This window comes from Lacinutrix undariae (assembly GCF_052934785.1).
Genome location: NZ_CM128809.1, coordinates 1364358 through 1388211, shown reverse-complemented (window position 1 = coordinate 1388211; position 23854 = coordinate 1364358). Strand labels below are relative to the sequence as shown.

Here is a 23854-nt window from a genome sequence, read left to right as displayed (position 1 = left end):
CTGAAAAAACATAAAATACTAAAATACAACACTTTAACGTTTTAATCTGCTTTTTATACGAGAATTTTAAATTTCCACAAAAAATAAATTAATTTAATACTATTAATTTTTTAAGTATTAATTCTCTAGCTATGAAAAAAAATTACTCATCACTACTATTAATCACTTTTTTATGTCTTAGCTTTTCTGGTTATGGGCAAAATTACAGTCAAATTTCAACTTTAGCAGAACTTACAGATGGTAATTATCTAATTGTTGGAGATGGAACCTCTAATGATGGATTAATGAAAAACGAAACAGCAGGTAGTGTCATTATTAACTATACTTCAATTTCAAATCCTGGAGCAACTATAACTACTGGATATACTAATGCTAATATTTTTAATCTAACTGTCTCAGGAGGAAATATTACTATTTATAATTCTAATGAAGGTTATGCTTCTTGGGGAAGATCTGGAGTTACAGCAAATAATGCTGATTTTTATAATGGAACAATAGCAAACACAGAACGATGGACACCATTTGTTTCTGGAGGTTTATGGACATTAAAAAATGTTAGTAATAATAGCAGAATACTACAATGGAATAATAGTAGTCCTCGCTTTGCTGCTTATACTTCAGAACAAATAAAATTAAAACTTTATAAAGAAGTCGTAACAACCCCAACCCCAGAAATAGAAATACAAGGAAACGCAACAGAAATTACAAGCGGAGATACAACACCCGATTTTAATGATCATACAAATTTTGGTAACATTACTATTTCAGGTGATACACAAGCACAAACATTTACTATATTAAACACAGGAACGGCCGATTTAACACTCAACAGTATTACGAGTTCAAACCCTACCGAATTTAGCATCACCGGAACAACTACAGGTAATATCACTTCGGGAAATTCAGTAACATTTACCGTTACATTTAACCCTAATATCATTGGAAACAGAACAGCAATCATAACCATAGATAATAGTGATGATAACGAAAGTTCTTACACCTTTACTATTCAAGGAAATGGTACAAATAGTAATGCATCAGATATTATAGTAAACAGCGCATTTACTTACAACTCAAATATTGATTACACAGCATACCAAGCAACAACTATTAATAATACAGCACAAAGTACAGATGTTTTAAAATTTGATATTCGCGATGGTGGTAATACAACAGATACCGATGTTTTAGGTACCGAGTTAACAGATATTACTTTTAATGCTGTAAATAATGAAAACATTAGAAGTGCAGCCTTATTTAATGGAAATGCATTAATTTCTAATGCAGGAATAATTTCAGGAAATACCATCTCCTTTTCAGGATTATCATATACTGCTGCAGATGATAGTAGCGCATCTTTATCTTTACGTGTTACATTTTTAACAAACGTAACAGATAACGACCAATTACAATTTACCATTAGTGCTGCAACGGCAAACACAACAGGTTCAGTTTTCGAAACTCCAAATGCAGGAGGAGCAACATCAAGTATACTTAACAACCGAAATCGTATTGAAGTTACTGCTGATAGAATAGCTTTTGCAACACAACCCACAAGTACAACTATCAATACCAATTTAAACAGCTTTAATATTTCAGCTGTTGATATTTTTGGAAATACAGATTTAGATGAGACTCCTAATATTACAATAAACACTTCGGGTACAGGAATCTCAACAACATCTCCATACATATTAACAAATGGAGAATTAGCCATATCAGATATCCAATTTAACCTCTCACAAACAGCTATAAATCTTACTGCTACTACAACAGGATTAACTTTTAGTAACACCATAACATCTAGTGATTTTGATATTATAGATGTTGCTATAGGTACTTATCGCACCACAAGTAACGGAACTTGGCCTAGTGGAACTGCAACATGGGAACGTTTAACCACAACTGGTTGGATCACCGCAATACCAGCTGCAAACACTACCGAACTATTAATAATTAGACACAACATAACTTCAATAGCTTCATTTGCAGCTCCATCACCTTACACTACTATGGTTGTTGAAAATACGGCCTCTTTTAATGATGCACATAATAGTACTTTTGGAAGCCTATTAGTAAAAGATGGAGGTGAATTTATTGTTTCAGATCCTGGTGTAGACATTAATCCTTCAGGAACTTTAACGGTAGAAAATAACGGAACATTAGTAATAAACTCAAGTACATTAAATAATGCTGATGGATTATTTGATGGTATTGAAAATTTTGAATCTAATTCAATTGTTGAAATCAGAAAATATGATAACGATTCAAGTAACGGAGAAGATGATATTATAGATAACGATAATACAATTTCACTAAACTCCGAAGGCTATTACTTTGGGAATTTATTTATCAACTTCACACCAGATTCTGCAAATGACGGAAAAGCGCTAACATTAGTAGGTAAAATTGGAAATCATAAACTCTGTAACAATCTTACGGTGATTAACAATAACATATTAAAAAGTGTTATCTTAACTAATGTAAACGCTAATGTAGAAATTGCAGGAAATGTAACTGTGCAACACAATAAGTTTGCTTTTGCAGCAGTTGGCTCAAGCAATTTAACACATACTGTAAAAGGCCACATTATAGCAGACGGTGGTATTATAGATTTAAACCAACAATCTGCAGGAGCTGCAACAGTTTTAGTTAATGTAGAAGGTGATTTAATAGGAACCCTAGGCACTATACAAAGTACAGATGACGATTGTGGTATTGCATTTACAGGAAATACGCTTCAAAATATTAATGTCACCAATGCAGTTCCATACAAAAACATAAATACGTATATAAGAAATACTGCCAATGTACAGTTATTAAACAACAACTTGAAATTAAGTAACAGTTCTACTTTTACTGTTGAAAATGGCGGGACTTTCAATTTTAATTGGGCAGCAGATAATAGTACTCCTTTATTAATTAGTAACGGAGGCGGCGGTACCAATACTTTTCATTCTGAAGAAGGTGCTATCTTAAAAATTACACATCTAGATGGTTTAGTGAAAAATACCGCTAATGCAGGAAATGTGCAATTATCTATCAGTAATAAAAAATTTAACCAAACAGCAATCTTTCATTTTATAGGAAAAGAAAATCAATTTACAGGTGATGGAATTTCAATAGGTTCAACAGGCAAAATAGTATATGTAAATCTTTCAGACAATACAAAAACGCTTAGTTTAACTAATAATATTGGTATTGCAAACTCAACTAATTTAGATCCAAATGGAGGAAAACTAGACATTCAGCAAGGAATTGTTTTAGGTACAAATACTGGTGATTTTACTGGAAGTGGAAGATTAGTCATGTCTGATGGAGAATACAGAATAAGTACTATAACAACAAATCCTTTAAGCGATTACCTTCCGCTATTAAGCGGGTATTCTAATTATAATTTATCTGGCGGTATAGTAAATTTAAATGGAGATAATGAGACACAAATACTCTCTGGATCGCCAACTTACTACAACCTTAACTTTAGTGGAACCAACACGTATAGCACGCTTCCTCCTTTACCTCCAATTTCAAACTACAAAGGGATTAGTAATGCTACAAAAGTGAGCAATAACATTACTATTTATGAAGATGCGATAGTAAATGTTGGTAACAAATCACTTGGCGCAACAAACAGTCCCTCATTTACTATGTTAAATAATAGCCGTTATATTACCGATGGTGGTGGCCAAAAACCAGACACGTCTGGAGCGTACAATTTAGCACCAAACACAATTATAGAATATGCCAATAATACTGGCGCAGGAATAATTAGAATAGGATCACCAAAAATAGATTATGCTAATATTGAAGTTACAGGAACCAACGTCTCTAATAATTCTGAGACTACAGGAATTCATTTTCAAAATGGAGGAACTTTTACCGTAAAACCTTATGCAATATTTAAAATTGCAAGCACTGCTGGTTTTAACGGAAGTAACGCAACAGCAGTTGATACTGATAACAATCCTACAATTACATTAGAAGATAATTCAACTATAGAATATAAAGGAGATTTAGCAACACAAACCATTACCAATTACACTCCCGAATACAAGACTGTTATCCTATCGGGAAATGCAGCCAAAACTTTAGGTCACGCTACAGATATATTAATAGGAGAAGATTTAAACATCATCTCAAGCTCTTTAACTGTAAACACCAACGAAGCAATTACTGTAGACGAAAGTGTGAATGTTGATACAAGTGCTAATTTTAATATCTTAAATTCAGGGAGTTTAATCCAAATAAACGAAACAAGTAGTAATACCGGAAATATTAATATGGAACGTAAAGCATCGGTTGAGAGTTTAGATTACATATACTGGTCGTCTCCTGTAAGCAATTACAACGTAAATACAATTTCAAGCACCTCCAATATTTATAAATGGAATCCTATTCACGTCAATACAGATAATGGTACACAAGGAAACTGGGAATCTGCTGCTGGAGAAGTCATGATAAAAGGTGTAGGATATATTGTAAGAGGTTTTGGTGATCAAGCTGCTCCTGCAACTGTTGGCGAATTAAATTTTACAGCAAACTTTAATAATGTCCCTTTTAATGGTTTTACAGAAGTAACTGTACAAAGAGGCTCGTTATCTGGAATTGATGATAATTGGAATTTAGTAGGAAACCCCTACCCGTCTGCTATTGATGTGTATAAATTTTTAACCAACACAACAAATCAAAATACAATAGATGGTTTTGTAAACTTATGGACACATGGTAATGCGCCATCAGAAGCTGTTATAGATCCTTTTTATGCCGATTTTGGTTCTAACTATACCGAAACTGATTACATTGCTTACAATGCTACAGGAGCAGGAAATGGTCCTGGTAATATTGAAATTGCAGCAGGACAAAGTTTTATGGTAAATATCCTTGAAACAGTACCAACAACTTCACAAATAGAATTTACAAATACCATGAGACATAAAAATTATGATAATTCTCAATTTTATAGAACTTCGGAAATCAATTATGCAACTGCTGAAAAACACCGTATTTGGTTAGATTTAATTTCTGAAAATCAAGGTACAAACAGAATTTTAGTTGGTTATATAGACGGAGCCACTCAAGAACGCGACAGAATGTACGATGCCGTAGCTTCTTCAACAGGAAATCAAAATTTATATTCATTAATAAACAACACGCCGTTTATCATTCAAGGACGAGACGTTAATTTTAATGATACAGATGTTGTGCCACTTGGAGTGGAGTTGGTAAATAGTGGTATTTACAACATCGCCATTGCAACTGTTGACGGATTATTTGATACTGAAAATCAAGATATATATATTAAAGATAACCTTACCGGAATTACATTTAATATTACCAATGCGCCCTATACGTTTACTTCGGAAGCAGGAACTTTTAACAGCCGTTTTGAATTGGTGTTTAGAGCGCAAACACTTTCTTTAAGCAATGCACTTTTAGATGCAAAAGACCTATCAATTATAGAACTGAATACTGGAGATATAAAATTTAGTGTAAATGCTAATTTCAAAATTAAAAATATAGATATTATAGATACTTTAGGACGTACAATTTACCATTTACAAGGTGATAGCAACATAGAAACTTACACGTTATCTCAATTAAGTGAAGCGGCATATATTGCTAAAGTAACCTTAAGCAACGGACAAGTAATCACTAAAAAAGCTATAAAACGTTACTAACCCTTTTTATAAATACAAAAAAATATCAATACTATTATTGATGTTTTTTCAGCTATAAACTATACTGCAAAGAGAGTATTAAATTTCGTCCTGCAGAAGCAATTCCCGAAGAATAGGTTTTATAACGTTGGTCTGTAATGTTTTCTATACTTGCGGTTACAGTAGTTACATCAGAAATTTTATACTGTGTGCGCAAATTAAATGTATACCAAGCTGGAGCATATGGGTTTCCATCTGCATCAAGCGCGTAGATATAATCTTTTTCTTGTTCGGAAGGTGCTAATTGTAAAAAGGACAACTCACTATTATAATTTGCAAAAGCATCAATATGTAAATTTTTATTTTGCCACACCAAGTGAGTATTTCCAAAATTTGGTGCTGCATGACGTACCGGAACCTCAACACCATTATCATCTTCAGTACCACCAATAACATTGTATTGAGAGGTGAGTTTAATCTGTTTTGTGAAATTTATTTTAGCACCAATTTCAAAACCATAAATCCAAGCTTTCGATGCGTTTTGCATTGCTTGTACATTACTTAATTCGTTATTATAAATAATTTCTGTTTCTCCGTTTAAACTAAAATCACGACGTACCAAAGCATTGTCTAAAAAGGTATAATACGTAGACATATCAAGAATTACAGTATTATTAAAATTTAAATTCAACCCTAATTCTCCGCCATAAGCATACTCAGGTTTTAAATTATTATTTGGTACCACAACAGAACCGGGTTCAGAATCAAAAACTTTTCCGACGTCATCAATATTAGGAGCTCTAAAAGCTGAAGATGCGTTTACTTTCCAGGTCATAATTTCGTTTGGAATCCAACTAATTCCTGCGGTTCCGGTAAAAGCACCAGCATTAATTCGTGCGGTATTAAATGGTAAATCCAAAAACACATTATTTTCAGTAAAATCTGCAAACGAAAAAATATGATTGTAACGCACTCCAGATTGAAATACAAATTTAGGATTAGGTTTATATTTGATACTTGTATAAGCGGCTAGCGATTGCCAGTCAGAACCATTTGGGTAGCGCGATAAGGCATTTGTAAATGTGTTTGTTGTAATATCCTCAATACGGCCAGTGGAATAAATACTATTGTGTACATACTCTACTCCGTAAAACAGCTCGGTTTTTGAGGTAAGTTCTTTTTCTAAATCTAAATTGAAAGAAAAAGCATCTATTTCTTCTTCTTGTATGCTTCTATCTGTAGATTGAAAATCTCTATCTATTCTACTTTCTTTAAAATTTTGATACGCAGCAGTCAGCTTAATTTTATCATACAAATTAGAATCACTACTCAATTTTGTAAGTTGAAAATTACCCAGAAACCAACTTTGCGGACCGTAATTCCATTCGGCAGAGCGTAAATTATCATCTCTATATCTAATTAGACGATCATACCTAGAATACTCAGAAGTTGAAGTATAATAGAGTCCGAAATCAAAAATTAAATCATCTGAAGCTTCATATCTTGCCTTTTGCATAAAGTTAACCTGATTATAACCGGTTGGTTTTTGCACTTTAGGGTTTGAGTTTTCTACTATAAAATCTTCGCCATTTACAGTGTTTACATACTCGTTTCTTAAATACTCATCGGGACCGTGACTTCCCATGCGTAAATCTCCAAAATCGGTATAACTCACACTAGATAAAAATCCCCATTTTTTAAATCCGAAATTAAAATCGGCATGAGCTGTTTTCTCCTCGTTAGCAGTAGCAAACCGTGTAATAACATTACTTTTAAAGAACAACGAATCTGAATAAGACAGTTGTGGTTTTTGTGTATAAAAACTCATTACACCACCTACGGCATCACTTCCATATACTACAGAACCTGCTCCAAGAGTGATTTCGGTATTTTTTATAGAAAAAGGATCTACAGAAATCACATTTTGAATATTTCCACCTCTAAATATGGCGTTGTTCATACGTACACCATCTACTGTAATTAACAATCTATTGGTTGAAAACCCTCTTATCATAGGACTTCCGCCACCTAATTGACTTTTTTGAATGTATACATTACCAGTATTTTCTAACAGATCTGCACTGGTTTGTGGATTTGCAAATTTTATTTTTTCGGCATCTAAACTTATTAATTTTTGAGGCACATCGCGTTTGCTTTGTTCAAATTTTGAAGCTGAAATAACAACTTCGTTTAAACCTTCAACGTTTTCAACAAGAAGTACAGTATAATTTTGAGTTTTTAAGTTTGATTTTTTGGTTTTATAGGTAAGGTAAATTAAATTCTGAAAATGGATTTCTTCATCATTTAAAAATAGTTTTAAGTTAGCATGTCCATTAAAATCTGTGATTACAGATTTTGTTTTATGCGTATTAAATATAGTTACTCCCGGAATAGGACTATTAGTTTTTTGATCTAAAACCGTAATTTGTTGCGCGTATGATAGTGCCGTAACACATACAAACAGCGTTAATAGTAGTTTTATTTTCATGCGTTAGAGTTGGTTGATTTTTAACTAAACACCTGATTAAATACTTGTAACGACTTGGGTTTTTTAAAATCACCTAAGTGCAATTCGTAATAACGCAACAGCATATTTAAAAATGATTGTCGCTGTTTGGAGTTTAGTTTTACAGTATTTAATGCATCAAATTTTATGCCTAATAGCGCTTTTAATATGATTAAATTTTCACCCGAAATGGTATAACCATCAATCCTGTTCTCTTGAAACAAGCCAGTACTTAAATTAAAATACTCTGAGCTATCATTTAACATTTCTGGATAAAAACCCAAATGCTTGGTAAGATTTAGCATAAATAACAAGTGAAAGTTAGAGAAATAATCTTCTTCATCTAACCATAATAATGCGGTTTCAATATACTCGTAAAGCGTGGTATTTTGTTCTTCTTCTTTTAGTGCTCCTGATAAGACTTCGGAAAGAAACATTACTATAGAGCTTTTTAAAACATTGGTATGTAAACTATAATATACGTGATTAAGTTTTACTTCTTTTATATTTTGAAGTGAGCTATTAGGCTTATAATGCTCTTCTATTTGAAGTTGAGATAATAGTTGAAAATAAGCAGCTTTTGAGCTTCCTTTTCTAGTTTTTAAAACCCCTCTAAGCAAATAACTTATTGCCCCACGGTGCTGTGTGTAACATTTTACAATAAGATCGTGATCTCTGTATTTTAATTTTGATAAAACAATGGCATTAGTTTTAGATAACATAGCAGCATTTTATCTTATAATTAAAAGTTTTAAAACTTTGGTTTCAAAAGTATCTAAGTCTGAAATAAGAATTAAATACACACCTGAAGCTACAATATTATTTCCTAAATTTTTACCATTCCAAACAGCAGTACCTCCATCAATTGCAAAGTTATAATTAGAACTTGATGATCTTAAATTTATAGATGATTGTGCTTCGGCAACCAAGTTTCCTTCAATATCTGTAATCTTAACATTTACGTTTTCGGTAAGTCCTTTTATTTTAACTCCTTTAGTAATATTATTTAAATCATTATCGCCTAAAAGATTATACTCTGGGCGCACAGGATTAGGATATACGTAAACATCTTTTAGCTCGTCTTCTGCTTTTGATCCTCCTGCTAAAAATGAGACTAACCCTTTTTCTGTGGCAATATACACGCGTCCTTCGCTATCATCAATAGAGATATCACTAATAGCATCAGACGGTAATGGAGAATTATCGGTTGTAAAATGATATATAGTTTGTTGACCGTCTGGTGAAAAATAAAAAACACCTGAGGTTAATGTACCAACCCATTTGTTGTTTGATCCATCTACTTTTATATCTGTTATAAATTGATTGGACAATAATTCTTGAGGAATACCATCTTCTAAAATTACAATTTCGCTAACCGACGGTGTTACAGTTTCAAAATAATTAGATGTATTATAAAGTACCCTTAATCCTTTTATGGTACCAATCCAAAGTTGATTATTTTGATCTACAGCTAGAGCTCTAACGGTTTCTGAAGGCATATTATGGAGTGCTAAATCATCCATTTTTTTAATTTGATTGCCATTTTCATTAAAACCAATAACTCCATTTATAAAACAACCCACCCATTTTGTACCGTTGTTATCTATAACTAAATCGCTAAAACCCTGTTCATCTGTACCACCATTTTCAATAACCTCATTATAACTATAAGATTGCCACTGATCGTTTGCTGGATCATAGGACTTAAGAGGGCTATCCACTTTACTAGTGATAGACCACAATAATCCACTATTATCAAATTGAGAACCACTAACTCTAATACCTACAAAACTAGGATCCCCATCAAGTATTAAAGACTCTAAACCACTATTAGTATTATCATATAACTCTACAGGAACTTCATTGTTTAACTCTAAAATTCCGTCCTTAAAAGAACTAATATATACTTGAAAAGCATTAAAAGGGTTGATTATTATTTCATTTAAGTTTCTAGCACCTAAAAGACTATTAAAAGGAATATTATTCCATGTATCTTCATTTAAACGGCTAATTCCAAAACTATTAAGAGGATATGAATTATATGAATACGTATAAGCACCGTAACTTACCCAAACCCCATTATTTGCTGCATTAATTTTAAAAGCACTATTTTTTAACGGACCTTCTGGTCGTATTACAGAAAAATCTGTATCATCTGTTAAAACTGTTTTTAACAACCCTAATGTTTCACTTCCAATATATACATTATCACCTTCTATAGTAGCAGACGTGAAATTGGTATCATACTCACTATTATTAGGTACCGAAATATCGCCTTCTAAATTGAAATCACTGTCATAAACATACACATCATTTACTGTAGTTATCACCAGTTTTTCAAAAGAAGTTTTAACGGTTAAAAGCGAACTAGAAAATGTATTTAGCGCTGTTAACACATTATTTTCTACTCTAGATAATACTCTATTTGATTTAATAACATACAACTGATCTCCTACTGTTTGGGCAGCAATAAAGTTACCGCCTTGAACAGTATCCCATTGCTGATAATCAATAAGGTTTGCATTAGAAACTGCTGCGGTTTTAAGTCCTGTTGAAGAGCTACATGCTGCATAAATCTGACCACCATAAATAGTAGTTTGATTTACAACAATCTGACTTCCTCCTGCTCCAATAAGATAGGTATCACCAAACTCTAAACCAAATAAATCATAAACTGAAATCCCGTAATCTGTTGAAATATAAACTAAACCATCATGTTCATAAAAATGATTAATATTTTTATTTGCTGGAGACACGGTTTCTTTTTCTAAAATATCAACTACAGATAGCATTTCACCATCATCAAAAACAATCTCTATAAGTCCGTTTTCATAACCAATCATCAATAAGTTATAAGTTTCACTATACGTTATTGTTGTAATGGTTTCACCAGACAAACCATTTACAGTTGTAATGGTTTCAATTGTATTAGTCTCTACATCGTACTTAAATACTGCATTTTCTGATGCGGCATAAATTTGCCCATTACCTTGTACTACATCTTTTATCTCAAAATAAGAAAAATGATCTTTCCATAATGCTGTATAATCTTGAGAATACCCTACAAAAGAACATAAGATAATAATAAAAGTAATAATCTGTTTTTGCATCTTAATAAATTATATGTCAAATATATTTATATCTAACGAGAAATAATATATTATCATATAATATCGCAAATAAAAAAGCCCTTGTTTTTACAACAAGGGCTTTTTAATTAAGTATATAAGGTTATTGATTACACAACACCTTGAGCCATCATAGCATCTGCTACTTTAACAAATCCTGCGATATTTGCACCTTTTACATAATCTACATAACCATCTTCATCTTCTCCATACTCTAAACAAGCACTATGGATATTTTTCATAATGTCTTTAAGTTTATTATCAACTTCTTCTCTTGTCCAGTTATATCTCAATGAGTTTTGAGTCATTTCTAATCCTGAAGTTGCTACACCTCCAGCATTTGAGGCTTTTCCTGGAGCAAATAATATTTTTGCTTTATGGAATTCTTCAACAGCCTCTTTTGTAGATGGCATATTTGCACCTTCACTAACACAAATACATCCGTTTTTTAATAATATTTTAGCATCATCTCCGTTAAGTTCATTTTGCGTAGCACATGGTAAAGCGACATCACATTTAACACTCCAAGGTGTTTTTCCTTTAACAAATGTAGCATTTGGATACTCTTCTAAGTATTCGCTAATACGACCTCTTTTTTCATTTTTAAGTGTCATGATGTACGCTAATTTCTCAGCATCAATACCATCTTTGTCATGAATATATCCTGAAGAATCAGACATAGTTATCACTTTAGCACCTAATTGAATTGCTTTCTCTGTAGCATATTGCGCTACATTTCCAGAACCTGAAACCACAACGGTTTTGCCCTTTAAGTTATCCTTTTTAGTTTCCAACATACTTGTTGCAAAATATACGGTACCATAACCTGTAGCTTCTGGTCTTACTAATGATCCACCCCAAGACATTCCTTTACCTGTTAATACACCAGTAAATTCGTTTCTTAGTTTTTTGTACATTCCAAATAGGTATCCAATTTCTCTTCCTCCTACTCCAATATCTCCAGCCGGTACATCTGTTTGTGGGCCAATATGACGGAATAATTCACTCATAAAAGAATGGCAAAAACGCATAATCTCGTTATCACTTTTTCCTTTAGGATCAAAATCACTTCCTCCTTTTCCTCCACCCATAGGTAAAGTTGTCAAACTGTTCTTGAACACTTGCTCAAAAGCTAAAAACTTTAGGATACTCGCATTTACAGAAGGGTGAAAACGCAAACCACCTTTATAAGGTCCGATTGCTGAATTCATTTGAATTCTATATCCTCTATTAACCTGGATCTCTCCACTATCATCAACCCAACAAACTCTAAAAGAGATTGTTCTTTCTGGTTCAATCATTCTTAATAAAAGATTTTTCCCTTTGTATACATCATGTTTTAAGATATAAGGAATAAGTGTTTCTGCTACCTCTTCAACAGCTTGCAAAAACTCTGGCTCATGACCGTTTCTTTCTTTAACTAGGTCTAAAAAAGCTGCAATTTCATTTTTCATATGTTCTAAATATTAAAAATATAAAGTTGTTTTAAAGTACAAAGATACATTATCTATAAAAATTAAGCGTATTTTTTTTTATATTCTCAATGATTTTTTACCTGAGTAAACATTTTCTAAAAAAAACTAAATATTAAGTTAAGATTACCTTAAAATCTATTAGTTTGTTTCTTGCATCACTTTTTATATATTTGTTGACATTATAGCACTTAAACTTAACACAATCCTATGACGCTTAATTTTAAACAATTGCCTTTATTGTTCTTGCTATTAGCAAGCGTACAATCTGGATTTTCTCAATTGGGATTTTCTCATGAAGTTGGTGCTATTTTTGGTCCCGTACAATTTAGATCAGATTTTGGAAGTCGTAATGATGAAGGTACAAACTTTGGTAACTCTGGAATTGGTATTGGATTAGTACATTATATCAACTTTTCTTATAGAGCTGATTGTAACTGTTACTCTACCGACACGTATTTTAATGACCACTTTAAACTACGTTCTGAAATTTCTTGGAACAAAACTAATTTAGAACATTCAGGAGAATGGGTAGCACCAGATAGAACAAGTGCAAATGCAGATAAACTTAGAGCACATACTGGTGTTGCTGAAAATTTTGATATTGGGATGCAACTTGAATATTTTCCTTTAAGCATTAGAGATTTTCAATCATTTAGCTACCGTTTTGCCCCTTTTGTGAGTTTAGGAGCTCACTTTACATCATCAAACCCTAAGGTAGAAACCTCTTATGGTGACCAAAATGTATTAAATGCTAATAATTTTTACAGCGCTTGGGATCCAGGTTCTGTAAATGCAGAAAGTTCAAGTGCTTGGTCTGTAGTATCAAGTGTTGGTGTACGATATAAATTAGATGTAGTATCTGATTTAATGCTAGATTTAAGATGGCAATATTATTTTAGTGATACTATTGATGGTTTAGATCATCAATTAAGTTACAATAGAAATAGTGATTGGTTGGTGTGGTTAAATGTAGGATACATTTATTATATAGATTAAATTGAACCTTATTATATAAAAAAAAGACCAAACATTAATTTGGTCTTTTTTTTGTTTTCAATTTTAAAATATCTAACCTATAGCTTGTTTTAAATCTGCTATTAAATCACTTTCATCTTCAATCCCAACACTCAATCGTATTAAAGAATCTACAACACCTGTTTTTTCGCGTTCCTCTCTAGGAATACTTGCATGCGTCATACTCGCTGGATGTCCCGCTAACGACTCCACACCTCCTAATGATTCTGCTAAAGTAAAAACCTTAAGATTTTCAACAATTTTTATCGCCTCTTCATAGTTATTTCCTTTAGTTGTAAAAGAAACCATACCGCCAAAATCTTTCATTTGCGCTTTAGCAATCTCATGATTTGGATGACTTTTAAGACCTGGCCAATACACCTTTTCAATTTTAGGATGCTTCACTAAATATTCGGCAACAGCCTTACCGTTTTCACAATGACGTTGCATTCTTACATGAAGTGTTTTAATACCTCTCAATACCAAAAAGCTATCTTGTGGTCCACAAACAGCACCACTTGCATTCTGAATAAAATATAACTGATCAGCTAAATCTTTGTCTTTAACTACCAAAGCTCCCATAACCACATCACTATGACCTCCAAGATACTTAGTTGCTGAATGCATTATAATATCTGCACCCAAATTTAAAGGTTGTTGTAAGTAAGGTGTTGCAAAAGTGTTATCAACCGCCAATAAAACATTGTGTTTTTTAGCTATAGTTGCAGCAATCTTAATATCTATAATATTCATCATAGGGTTGGTTGGTGTTTCAACCCAAATGAGTTTTGTGTTCTTATTAATATAATTTTCAATATTTGAAGCCTCATTCATACCTACAAAATGGAATTTAATTCCAAATTTCATAAATATGCTTGTAAACAAACGATAACTCCCTCCATATAAATCATTAGTAGAGATTACTTCATCACCTGGTTTCAATAATTTCAAAACGGCATCAATAGCTGCTAATCCAGAACCAAAAGCAAGTCCGTAAGTTCCATTTTCAATACTCGCAAATGCTTGTTCAAGTGCATGACGTGTAGGGTTTTTAGACCTAGAATATTCATAACCTTTATGACCACCCGGAGTGGTTTGCGCATAAGTTGTAGTTTGATATATTGGTGGCATTACAGCACCATAAGCTTTATCATTTTCCTGACCGCCATGAATGGCTTTTGTATTAAACTTCATCTTCTTTTTTTTTAGCGTTCTATAATAATTACAATAAATTTAATCTTTAATTGGTAGGTTTCAAAAGTATATAATACCTTTAATGAATGTTTAACAAAATGATTGAATCATGAAAAAAATCCCACTTATATTTGGCCTATTTCTTCTTATTTTTAGCTGTAAAAAAGAAGTCACTCTTAGCTTTAATGAAGAAAGTATTATAACAAACGAGCAAGCAGACATTTCTATTATTTACCCTAAAACTTCAGGAGATAAAACGGTTTCTAATCGTATAAACGAAACGATTGAAGCTTATATTTCGAATCAAATAAACTTTAATGATTCTATAAAAACAGAAACCTTTAAAGCTACAGTTGAGAAATTTAATGCTGATTATACACGTTTTAAAAACGATTTTCTAGATGAAGATCAAAAATGGATTGCCGATATTGAAGGTGAAATAGTTCTTGATACTCCAGAGCTTATTTGTTTTGGTATGAGTAGTTATATGAACACTGGTGGCGCACATGGAAATAGCCGCATTGATTTTTTAAATTTCAATCCTGAAACAGGTAAATTATATGCCATGACTGATCTTATTGATGATTTTGATGGATTTAGCGCACTTGCTGAAACCCATTTTAAAGCTGAAGTTAAAACAGATGATACTGCTGATTATTTCTTTGGAAAAGATTTTCAGTTACCAGAATCTATAGGGTTTAATGAAGCTGGTGTTATCATATTATATAACACTTACGAAATTGCGGCGTATTCAGAAGGAGTTACAGAGTTTACAATTCCTTATGAAGACGCCAATTCCTATTTAAAAATTAATCTGTAGTTTTTGTGAGTTTTTTAATAATAGGTTCAACAGTTAACCCTTGACCTATTATTGAAAACACAACTATAATATAAGTAATTACCAGAAATAAATCTCTGTGCATATCATGTGTTAAACTTAGCGCTAATGCAATAGAGATTCCACCTCGTAAACCTCCCCAAGTCATTATTAAATTGGTATGCGGTACAAATTCTAGTTTCTTAGCATAAAATTTTATAGGTAACCATAGCGAGATGTAACGACACATTAATACTAATGGTACTGCAATTAATCCTGCTAAAATGTAACTTCCTTTAAAAGTAAGTACTAACATTTCCATACCAATCATTACAAATAAAACGGTGTTTAGCAAGACATCTATAAGTTCCCAAAATTTATCAACGTAAGTTTCGGTAACATCAGACATTGCGTTAGTTCTTACGGTATCATTCCCTACAATTAATCCAGCAGTTACCATAGCCAAAGGCGCTGATAAATGCAATTGATGTGCAAGTAAAGTTCCCCCCATTACTGCGGCAATGGTAATGATTACTTCAACTTCATAATTATCAATAGATTTTAGCATACGGTAAGCTACCCACCCTAAAATAAGACCTAATAGAATTCCTCCTATAACTTCTTGTCCAAAAAGTACGGCAATATCTGTAATTTTAATATCTGCATTTGGAGACGCAGCAATAGAAAAAATAGTTAAAAACACTACAACTCCTACACCATCATTAAATAAAGACTCTCCTACAATTTTGGTTTCTAATATTTTTGGTGCTTTTGCCTTTTTTAAAATCCCTAAAACAGCAATAGGATCGGTAGGAGAAATTAAAGCTCCAAAAAGTAAACAGTATATAAAACTGATATCTAATCCTAATAATAGTAATAGGTAATACATTAAAATACCTACCAAAAAAGTAGATACTAAAACTCCCAATGTTGCAAATGCTAAAACAGGACGTCGTTGCACTTTTAACTGATTAAAATTAGTGTGTAATGCACCCGCAAATAGTAAAAAACTAAGCATCACATCTAGTAATACTGTTTTAAAATCTATATTAGAAATAAACTCTTTTTCTTGTAAAAGTAACGTATCATCAAACTGAGCCACAGCAACTACCACTAAAGTAAAAGCTAGGGTAATTACCATTAAACCAATAGTAATTGGCAGTTTTAAAAAGCGCACATTTATATACCCAAATAAAGCAGCTATTACAATTAGTATAGATGCAATTGCATAATAATCCATAATATTATATCATTTTTTTAAGAGCCAAAATATACCCTAAGTGAATACCTTCGTGAAAATTATTAAACACTATCGCCTCCTCTACATTAGATAAGGTACTTTTTGTACTTACCGTGTATGGCGTGTAGTCTTTAAAAATTTTATTAGCATAATCTTCTTTTAATTTTCCTACGGTAGAAAACAACAAATCTTTAATATCATCAACTTCTGCTTGAGTTAAGTCTCGTTCTGTTTTTGTTCCTTTTCTAAACTCTGCAATTAATTCTTCCGAAACATTTGCAGGTAATCCTGACAATTTATAAACCAAAAGTTGTTGTGTCACAATAACGTGAGCAATATTCCAAATCATATTATTTGAAAATCCGGCCGGTACTTTGTTCAATTCTTCCAATGAAAAATTTTCAATAAAGTTTTTTAAAATCGCTCTATTTTTTAATGTAATATCTAATTCCCAAGTCATTCTTAAAATTTTCTTTAAAAGTATTCATTTTACTTTTAAATCCGTTTTCTTTGTAACTTAAAATCGATCTTATGACTAAATTTTACTACTTAAAAAGCTGTAGCACTTGCATTAAAATTTTAAAAACTTTAAATTTACCAGAAAGCGCTATTCTTCAAAACATAAAAACTGAGCCAATTACAGAATCTCAATTAGAAGAAATGAAGATATTAGCAGGAAGTTATGAAGCTTTATTTAGTAAACGCGCACAACTTTATAAATCGATGAATTTAAAAGAACAAACACTTACTGAGACTGATTACAAAAATTATATTTTAGAACATTATACGTTTTTAAAACGGCCAGTTATGATACATAATAACACTATTTTTATTGGAAATACGGCTAAAGTAACAGAAGCAGCAAAATTAGCTTTACATGAATAATAGAGCGATAGCTATAATCGCTTTGTTTGCCGTACAATTATTATATGGCATCAATTATACTATAGCAAAGAATGTAATTAACGAAGGCTTTTTAAGCTCGTTTGGCCTTGTCGTTTTTAGAGTTGGTGGTGCGGCTATTTTATTTTGGTTGGTAAGCTGTTTTATTCCGAAAGAGAAAATTGATAAAAAAGATTATGTTACTTTTTTTTTAGCCGCCATTTTTGGAGTCGTCATAAATATGCTTTTTTTCTTAAAAGGATTAGAACTCACCACACCTATTAGCGCTTCGGTGATTACCACCATTACACCTATTGTTATTTTAATTTTATCGTCGTTTTTTTTAGATGAAAAAATAACGAAAACTAAAATAACAGGAGTCGTATTTGGGTTTATAGGAGGAATTTTACTCACACTTTTAACCACATCTACACGCGTTGGGGACAACCTCCCTTTAGGAAATTTATTTATGTTTATTAACGTAATTTCTTACAGTATTTACATTATTTTAATCAAAAAACTATCGCAAAAATACCATCCATTTACATTTATAAAATGGTTATTTCTCTTTGGCTTTTTTATGGTGCTTCCCTTTGGATATAATGACCTTGCAACTACAGAATGGGGTAATTTCACGCCTTATGCCACATTTTCGGTATTATATGTAACAATTGCGGCAACTTTTGGAACCTACTTTTTTAACCCCATAGCTTTAAGAAAACTAAAAGCATCTACGGTAGGTATATTTATTTACCTGCAACCTGTAATTGCAGGTATGTTTGCTTTAATAATGGGGTCAGATTCTTTGAGCCCTGTTAAAATAATTGCCATGTTGTTTATTTTTTATGGCGTATATCTTGTGACTAAAAAAACTAAAGGTCCGTTAAATTAACAGGCTTTTTCCCAAACTTTCTAGTATCTTCTTTAGTAAGAACTTTAAAGTTTTTTGTCTTCGGAAAACCATCCATTACAGTTAGTAAATCTACTGGTAAGCCACTTAAAGCTCTTGATTTTAAATCTATCCAAGCTCCTAAAACCTCGCAGTTTGCTAAATTTTCACCTTTATGATTATAAAAATTGTGCTCTATTTTAAAAAACATCCCATCTTCACTAAGTCCAGATACTTCAAGAGTTACAGTTATTGGAGTCCCTAAAAAAGCTTCTTTAAAATAAAAGATATGTTCGTAAAAAATAACCGGACTCACATTATGCTTTAATAAGGTTTGTAACGAAAAATTAAATTCATCAAAGAAAGCCACACGTGTATGACTCATAAAATTCACATAAGCTGAATTTGCCAAATGACGGTTAGCATCAACATCACTCCATCTAATCTCAAATTGTTTTTTATACATCTTTTTAAATTTTGAATCACAAATTTATCGTTTTTAAAATGTTAAACCCAATATCGTTATTGATATTTTTAACCCTTTATTACTCTATGATTTTCACTACCTTTGCGCAACTTTTATAATTTAGGTTAATGATACAATCAATGACAGGGTACGGAAAATCTGTGTTACAGCTTCCTACAAAAAAGATTTCTATAGAAATAAAATCTCTAAACAGTAAAAATTTAGATTTAAATGCAAGAATGCCTTCTATTTATAGAGAAAAGGAATTAAGCATTAGAAAACTTATCGCTTCAAAATTAGAACGTGGTAAGGTAGATTTCTCTTTATATATGGAAATTACTGGCGAAGAAACATCTACTCAAATCAATAAAACGGTTGTAAATCAATACATCAAACAGCTTAAAAACGTAGTTGATGGTGATGAAGTTGAGTTATTAAAAATGGCTATTCGTCTTCCAGACGCGATCACTACAGAGCGTGAAGAAATGGATGAAAATGAATGGGAGCTTATCGCTGAAGCTGTAGATACTAGTATTGAAAAAATATTACAATACCGTATTGATGAAGGAAAAAGCTTAGAGTCGGAATTTGTTGATCGTGTAGATAACATTGCTAAACTTCTTGATGCCGTTATTGAAATGGATCCTGAACGTATTGAAGGCGTAAGAGAACGTTTACATAAAGGTGTTGCCGAATTAAAAGAAAAAGTTGATGAAAACCGTTTTGAACAAGAGTTGGTATTCTACATTGAAAAATTTGATATTACAGAAGAAAAAGTAAGACTAAAAAATCACTTAGATTATTTTACAAAAGCTTTAAATTCTGATGATTCTAACGGAAAAAAATTAGGGTTTATCAGTCAAGAAATGGGAAGAGAAATCAATACCATTGGATCAAAATCTAACTATGCACCAATGCAAAAACTTGTAGTGCAAATGAAAGATGAGCTTGAAAAAATTAAAGAACAACTTCTAAACGTTTTATAATGGCTAAAGGTAAACTAATTGTGTTTTCGGCACCTTCTGGGTCAGGTAAAACCACACTTGTCAGGCATTTATTACAACAAAAAGATTTAGGGTTAGAATTTTCAATCTCTGCAACATCTCGTGAAAAACGAGGGGAAGAAGAAGATAAAAAAGACTATTACTTTTTATCTTTTGAAGAGTTTAAAAACAAAATAAAAAACGACGAATTCCTAGAATGGGAAGAAGTATATCGTGATAACTTTTACGGAACTTTAAAAACTGAAGTAGAACGTATTTGGGCTGAAGGAAAACACGTTATTTTTGATATTGATGTGTCTGGAGGTTTACGCATAAAGCGTAAATTCCCAGAAGAAACACTGGCTATTTTTGTAAAACCACCAAGTGTTGATGAGCTTAAAATTCGTTTAAAAAAACGTAAAACAGAAAGCGAAGACAAAATTAATATGCGTATTGCAAAAGCTTCTGCAGAATTAGCAACCGCCCCTCTTTTTGACGAAATTGTAATAAACGACAACTTAGAAACAGCACTTCAAGACGCTCACACGTTAGTTGCAAACTTTATAAAACAATAAAACATGAAAATCGGATTGTATTTTGGCACCTTTAATCCTATACATATTGGACATTTAACCATTGCAAACCATATGGCTGAGCATAGTGATTTAGATCAAATATGGTTTGTTGTAACGCCCCACAGTCCGTTTAAAAAGAAAAGCACTTTACTAGACAATCACCACCGATTAGAAATGGTATATCGTGCCACAAAAGGTTATGATAAATTAGAACCTAGTAATATTGAGTTTAACTTACCGCAGCCCAACTACACCATAAATACACTTATTCATTTAAAGGAAAAACATCCTAGTTATGATTTTGCCTTAATTATGGGAGAAGACAATTTAAAAGGATTTCATAAGTGGAAAAACTACGAGCAAATCTTAGAAGATTACGAAATTTATGTATATCCACGTTTATCTGAAGGTAACATTGAAACTCAATTTGATAATCACCCTAAAATTCATCATGTAAGCGCACCAATTATGGAGCTTTCTTCTACATTTATAAGAAAATCTATAAAAGATGAAAAAAGCGTAAAACCCTTACTACCTCAACATGTTTGGGAATATATTGATGAAATGAATTTTTACAAACAGTAAGCTTTAAAAGTGATAAAAGGCATCTTCCAAATGTTCTATTTGGAATTGATTGTTGGTTTTTACAATCGCAATAATATCAAAGCGAATTTCAACATCCAAATCATTTTTCATTACATAAGCATCAACCGCTTTTACTAAACGCTGTATTTGCTTTTGACTTACAAAATCTTGCGGATTTCCAAAATTAACTGTCGATCGGGTTTTAACTTCTACAATAGCTAAAACAGCTTCTTTTTTGGCAATAATATCAACCTCAGCTTTATCAAAACGATAATTACGCTTCATAATTTTATAGCCGTTTTTTAGTAGAAAATCTACTGCCAACTGTTCTCCTTTTTCTCCAAGTTCATTATGTTGTGCCATGCTAATTTCAATTTAAAAACAAAAAATCTTTCATAAATTAGTCAATTTTCAACAATTATAAAAACTTTAATACGTCAAAAAATATCCCAAAACGGACTTATTAGTATCTTTGGGTACAATAAAAATTCAACACATGAAAAAATTAATTCTAATCTTAAGTTTAGTGATAGGAGGACAATCAATTAACGCACAACAGCAGATGACCCCCGAAACTCTTTGGGGCGTAAAACGTTTGGGAGTGATGGGAATTTCAAAAGATGGTGAGCACGTTATGTATCGTGTAAGCATTCCTAATATTGAAACCAACGGCTACGATAGTAAATACTACAAAATTCCAGTTGATGGCGGAACGGCTATTGAAATTAAAAAAGATGACGTTTCGGTTACAGATAAAAACATCTCACCTGATGGCACCTACAAACTGTTTCATAAAGCGGTACAATTAGAAAGCATAAAAAGTAAAGACATTTATAAAAATCTTGAAAAATCGGATGCTTATGTATTTACAGATTTAGATAATCGCCATTGGGATACTTGGCAAGATGGCTCTTACGATCATGTGTTTTTTCAAAAAACTGATGCTACTGAAGATGCGGCAACAGATATTATGCCTAACGAACCTTACTACGCACCTCAACGTCCGTTTGGTGGTGATGAAGATTATATTTGGTCGCCAGATAGCAAAAGCATTTACTACGTAAGTAAAAAACTAAAAGGTAAAGCATACGCTACAAGTACAAATACAGATATTTATAAGTACGATTTAGAAACTAAAACTACAGCAAACGTTACCGAAGATAATAAAGGTTACGATACTAATCCAGCATTTGGAAAAACTGGCGCTTTGGCTTGGTTACAAATGAAAACACCAGGTTATGAAGCTGATAAAAACGATATTATTGTTTTAGATAAAGATGGTACTCGCCAAAATTTAACACAACAATGGGACGGAACAGTAAATAGTTTTACATGGAGTAAAGACGGAAAAAACATCTTTTTCACAGCTCCTGTAGATGGAACTATTCAGTTATTTGTGGTAAATCACCCTGGAAGAAAACGTATTGCACCAGTTGTAAAACAATTATCTGAAGGACCTTTTGATGTAAGAGGAATTGTTGCCGAATTGAAAAATACACTTTTAGTAACGAGAACAGATATGAATCATGCGAGTGAGTTATTTTCTTTCAGTTTAAAATCTAAAACATTTACGCAAATCACTAACTTAAATACCGAGTTATACAACAGTTTAGATTTACCTAAAGTTGAAAAACGTTACGTAACAACTACTGATAATAAACAAATGTTAGTATGGGTAATTTTACCTCCTAATTTTGATGCTTCAAAAAAATATCCAACCTTATTATATGCACAAGGAGGACCACAATCTGCCTTATCTCAATTTTATTCTTACCGTTGGAATTTTCAAGTTATGGCTTCACAAGGTTACATTATTGTAGCACCTAATCGTCGTGGAATGCCAGGACATGGTGTAAAATGGAATGAAGATATTAGTGGTGATTGGGGCGGACAAGTTATGGACGATTACCTTTCGGCAATTGATGACATCTCAAAAGAAGATTACGTAGATAATGATCGTTTAGGAGCTATTGGAGCGAGTTTTGGTGGGTATTCTGTATTTTATTTAGCAGGAATTCACAATAACCGTTTTAAGAGTTTTATTGCGCATGATGGTGTTTTTGATACCCGAACCATGTACGGAACTACCGAAGAATTATTTTTTGTAAATCATGATTTTGGTGGAAACTACTGGGATAAATCTAATACTGAAACACAAAAAGCTTATAACGAATTTAACCCTGTAAATTTTGTTGATAAATGGAATACGCCAATCTTTATCATACAAGGTGGAAAAGATTACCGTGTGCCAATTGAGCAAGGTTTAAGTGCTTTTCAAGCAGCACAATTAAAAGGAATTAAAAGCAAACTATTATACTTACCAGACGAAAATCACTGGGTATTATCACCTCAGAATGCTTTAGTTTGGCAACATGAATTTTTTAAATGGTTAGACGATACGTTATAGATTGAATTAATGATTTAAAACTAAAAAAGTTCCAGA

18 protein-coding genes are annotated in these 23854 nt (G+C 32.2%); 9 read left to right on the top strand and 9 right to left on the bottom strand.

Features of this window, described 5'->3' with window-relative positions:
- Positions 1-131 precede the first annotated feature (131 nt).
- The gene (locus tag ACU4C5_RS06245) at positions 132-5678 is read left to right on the top strand and encodes a RemA C-terminal-like gliding motility protein (RefSeq protein WP_446846199.1); all 5547 of its coding nucleotides are present in this window, start codon (positions 132-134) and stop codon (positions 5676-5678) included.
- A 52-nt stretch (positions 5679-5730) separates the two neighbouring features.
- Here ACU4C5_RS06245 and ACU4C5_RS06240 read toward each other — a convergent pair whose 3' ends face one another.
- The 4 genes from ACU4C5_RS06240 to gdhA all read right to left on the bottom strand — a co-directional run bounded on the left by ACU4C5_RS06240 (position 5731) and on the right by gdhA (position 12745).
- Entirely contained in the window at positions 5731-8145 is a 2415-nt protein-coding gene (locus ACU4C5_RS06240) for a TonB-dependent receptor (protein ID WP_446846198.1), read from the bottom strand.
- 20 nt (positions 8146-8165) lie between these two features.
- Positions 8166-8885, bottom strand: a complete 720-nt coding sequence (recO, locus tag ACU4C5_RS06235; RefSeq protein ID WP_446846197.1) for a DNA repair protein RecO — start codon at positions 8883-8885, stop codon at positions 8166-8168.
- Positions 8886-8894: 9 nt separating this feature from the next.
- Complete coding sequence (gene porZ, locus ACU4C5_RS06230; RefSeq protein WP_446846196.1) at positions 8895-11273, bottom strand: type IX secretion system anionic LPS delivery protein PorZ; 2379 nt, start codon at positions 11271-11273, stop codon at positions 8895-8897.
- A gap of 128 nt (positions 11274-11401) precedes the next feature.
- Positions 11402-12745: an NADP-specific glutamate dehydrogenase gene (gdhA, locus tag ACU4C5_RS06225; protein ID WP_446846195.1), complete on the bottom strand. Its 1344-nt coding sequence runs from the start codon at positions 12743-12745 to the stop codon at positions 11402-11404.
- A 228-nt stretch (positions 12746-12973) separates the two neighbouring features.
- Between gdhA and ACU4C5_RS06220 the strand changes: the two genes are divergently transcribed.
- A complete protein-coding gene (locus ACU4C5_RS06220) occupies positions 12974-13762 on the top strand; it encodes a THC0290_0291 family protein (protein WP_446846194.1) in 789 nt (262 codons plus the stop codon).
- A 72-nt stretch (positions 13763-13834) separates the two neighbouring features.
- Here the strand turns inward: ACU4C5_RS06220 and ACU4C5_RS06215 are convergent, their stop codons facing one another.
- Entirely contained in the window at positions 13835-14974 is a 1140-nt protein-coding gene (locus ACU4C5_RS06215; RefSeq protein ID WP_446846193.1) for a cystathionine gamma-synthase, read from the bottom strand.
- A 109-nt stretch (positions 14975-15083) separates the two neighbouring features.
- Between ACU4C5_RS06215 and ACU4C5_RS06210 the strand changes: the two genes are divergently transcribed.
- Positions 15084-15794: a PdaC/RsiV family protein gene (locus tag ACU4C5_RS06210; protein WP_446846192.1), complete on the top strand. Its 711-nt coding sequence runs from the start codon at positions 15084-15086 to the stop codon at positions 15792-15794.
- On the opposite strand, the gene ACU4C5_RS06205 is transcribed toward ACU4C5_RS06210, so the two are convergent.
- Both ACU4C5_RS06205 and ACU4C5_RS06200 read right to left on the bottom strand, forming a co-directional pair.
- A complete protein-coding gene (locus ACU4C5_RS06205) occupies positions 15784-17031 on the bottom strand; it encodes a cation:proton antiporter (protein ID WP_446846191.1) in 1248 nt (415 codons plus the stop codon). The genes ACU4C5_RS06210 and ACU4C5_RS06205 overlap by 11 nt on opposite strands.
- Positions 17032-17035: 4 nt before the next feature.
- Complete coding sequence (locus tag ACU4C5_RS06200) at positions 17036-17491, bottom strand: DinB family protein (RefSeq protein ID WP_446846190.1); 456 nt, start codon at positions 17489-17491, stop codon at positions 17036-17038.
- A 71-nt stretch (positions 17492-17562) separates the two neighbouring features.
- Here ACU4C5_RS06200 and ACU4C5_RS06195 point away from each other — a divergent pair, with 71 nt between their 5' ends.
- Positions 17563-17916 (top strand): arsenate reductase family protein, encoded by a 354-nt coding sequence (locus ACU4C5_RS06195; RefSeq protein WP_446846189.1) that lies wholly within the window; start codon positions 17563-17565, stop codon positions 17914-17916.
- Positions 17909-18805 (top strand): DMT family transporter, encoded by an 897-nt coding sequence (locus ACU4C5_RS06190; RefSeq protein ID WP_446846188.1) that lies wholly within the window; start codon positions 17909-17911, stop codon positions 18803-18805. Before ACU4C5_RS06195 ends, ACU4C5_RS06190 begins: the two co-directional genes overlap by 8 nt.
- Here ACU4C5_RS06190 and ACU4C5_RS06185 read toward each other — a convergent pair.
- Positions 18786-19268 (bottom strand): acyl-CoA thioesterase, encoded by a 483-nt coding sequence (locus tag ACU4C5_RS06185; protein WP_446846187.1) that lies wholly within the window; start codon positions 19266-19268, stop codon positions 18786-18788. The genes ACU4C5_RS06190 and ACU4C5_RS06185 overlap by 20 nt on opposite strands.
- Before the next feature lie 128 nt (positions 19269-19396).
- Here ACU4C5_RS06185 and ACU4C5_RS06180 point away from each other — a divergent pair, with 128 nt between their 5' ends.
- Genes ACU4C5_RS06180 through nadD form a run of 3 tightly spaced genes read left to right on the top strand, consistent with a single transcriptional unit; the run spans position 19397 to position 21411 of the window.
- The gene (locus tag ACU4C5_RS06180; RefSeq protein ID WP_446846186.1) at positions 19397-20254 is read left to right on the top strand and encodes a YicC/YloC family endoribonuclease; all 858 of its coding nucleotides are present in this window, start codon (positions 19397-19399) and stop codon (positions 20252-20254) included.
- Positions 20254-20826 carry a guanylate kinase gene (gene gmk / locus ACU4C5_RS06175; protein WP_446846185.1) on the top strand — a complete coding sequence of 191 codons (573 nt, stop codon included), beginning with the start codon at positions 20254-20256 and terminating at the stop codon, positions 20824-20826. The genes ACU4C5_RS06180 and gmk overlap by 1 nt, the downstream gene beginning before the upstream one ends.
- 3 nt (positions 20827-20829) lie before the next feature.
- Positions 20830-21411, top strand: coding sequence for a nicotinate (nicotinamide) nucleotide adenylyltransferase (nadD, locus tag ACU4C5_RS06170; protein ID WP_446846184.1), 582 nt, complete (start codon positions 20830-20832; stop codon positions 21409-21411).
- Between the two features lie 3 nt (positions 21412-21414).
- On the opposite strand, the gene ACU4C5_RS06165 is transcribed toward nadD, so the two are convergent.
- Positions 21415-21774 (bottom strand): YraN family protein, encoded by a 360-nt coding sequence (locus ACU4C5_RS06165; protein ID WP_446846183.1) that lies wholly within the window; start codon positions 21772-21774, stop codon positions 21415-21417.
- A gap of 133 nt (positions 21775-21907) precedes the next feature.
- Here ACU4C5_RS06165 and ACU4C5_RS06160 point away from each other — a divergent pair, with 133 nt between their 5' ends.
- Positions 21908-23818 (top strand): S9 family peptidase, encoded by a 1911-nt coding sequence (locus tag ACU4C5_RS06160; protein ID WP_446846182.1) that lies wholly within the window; start codon positions 21908-21910, stop codon positions 23816-23818.
- Positions 23819-23854: the final 36 nt, after the last annotated feature.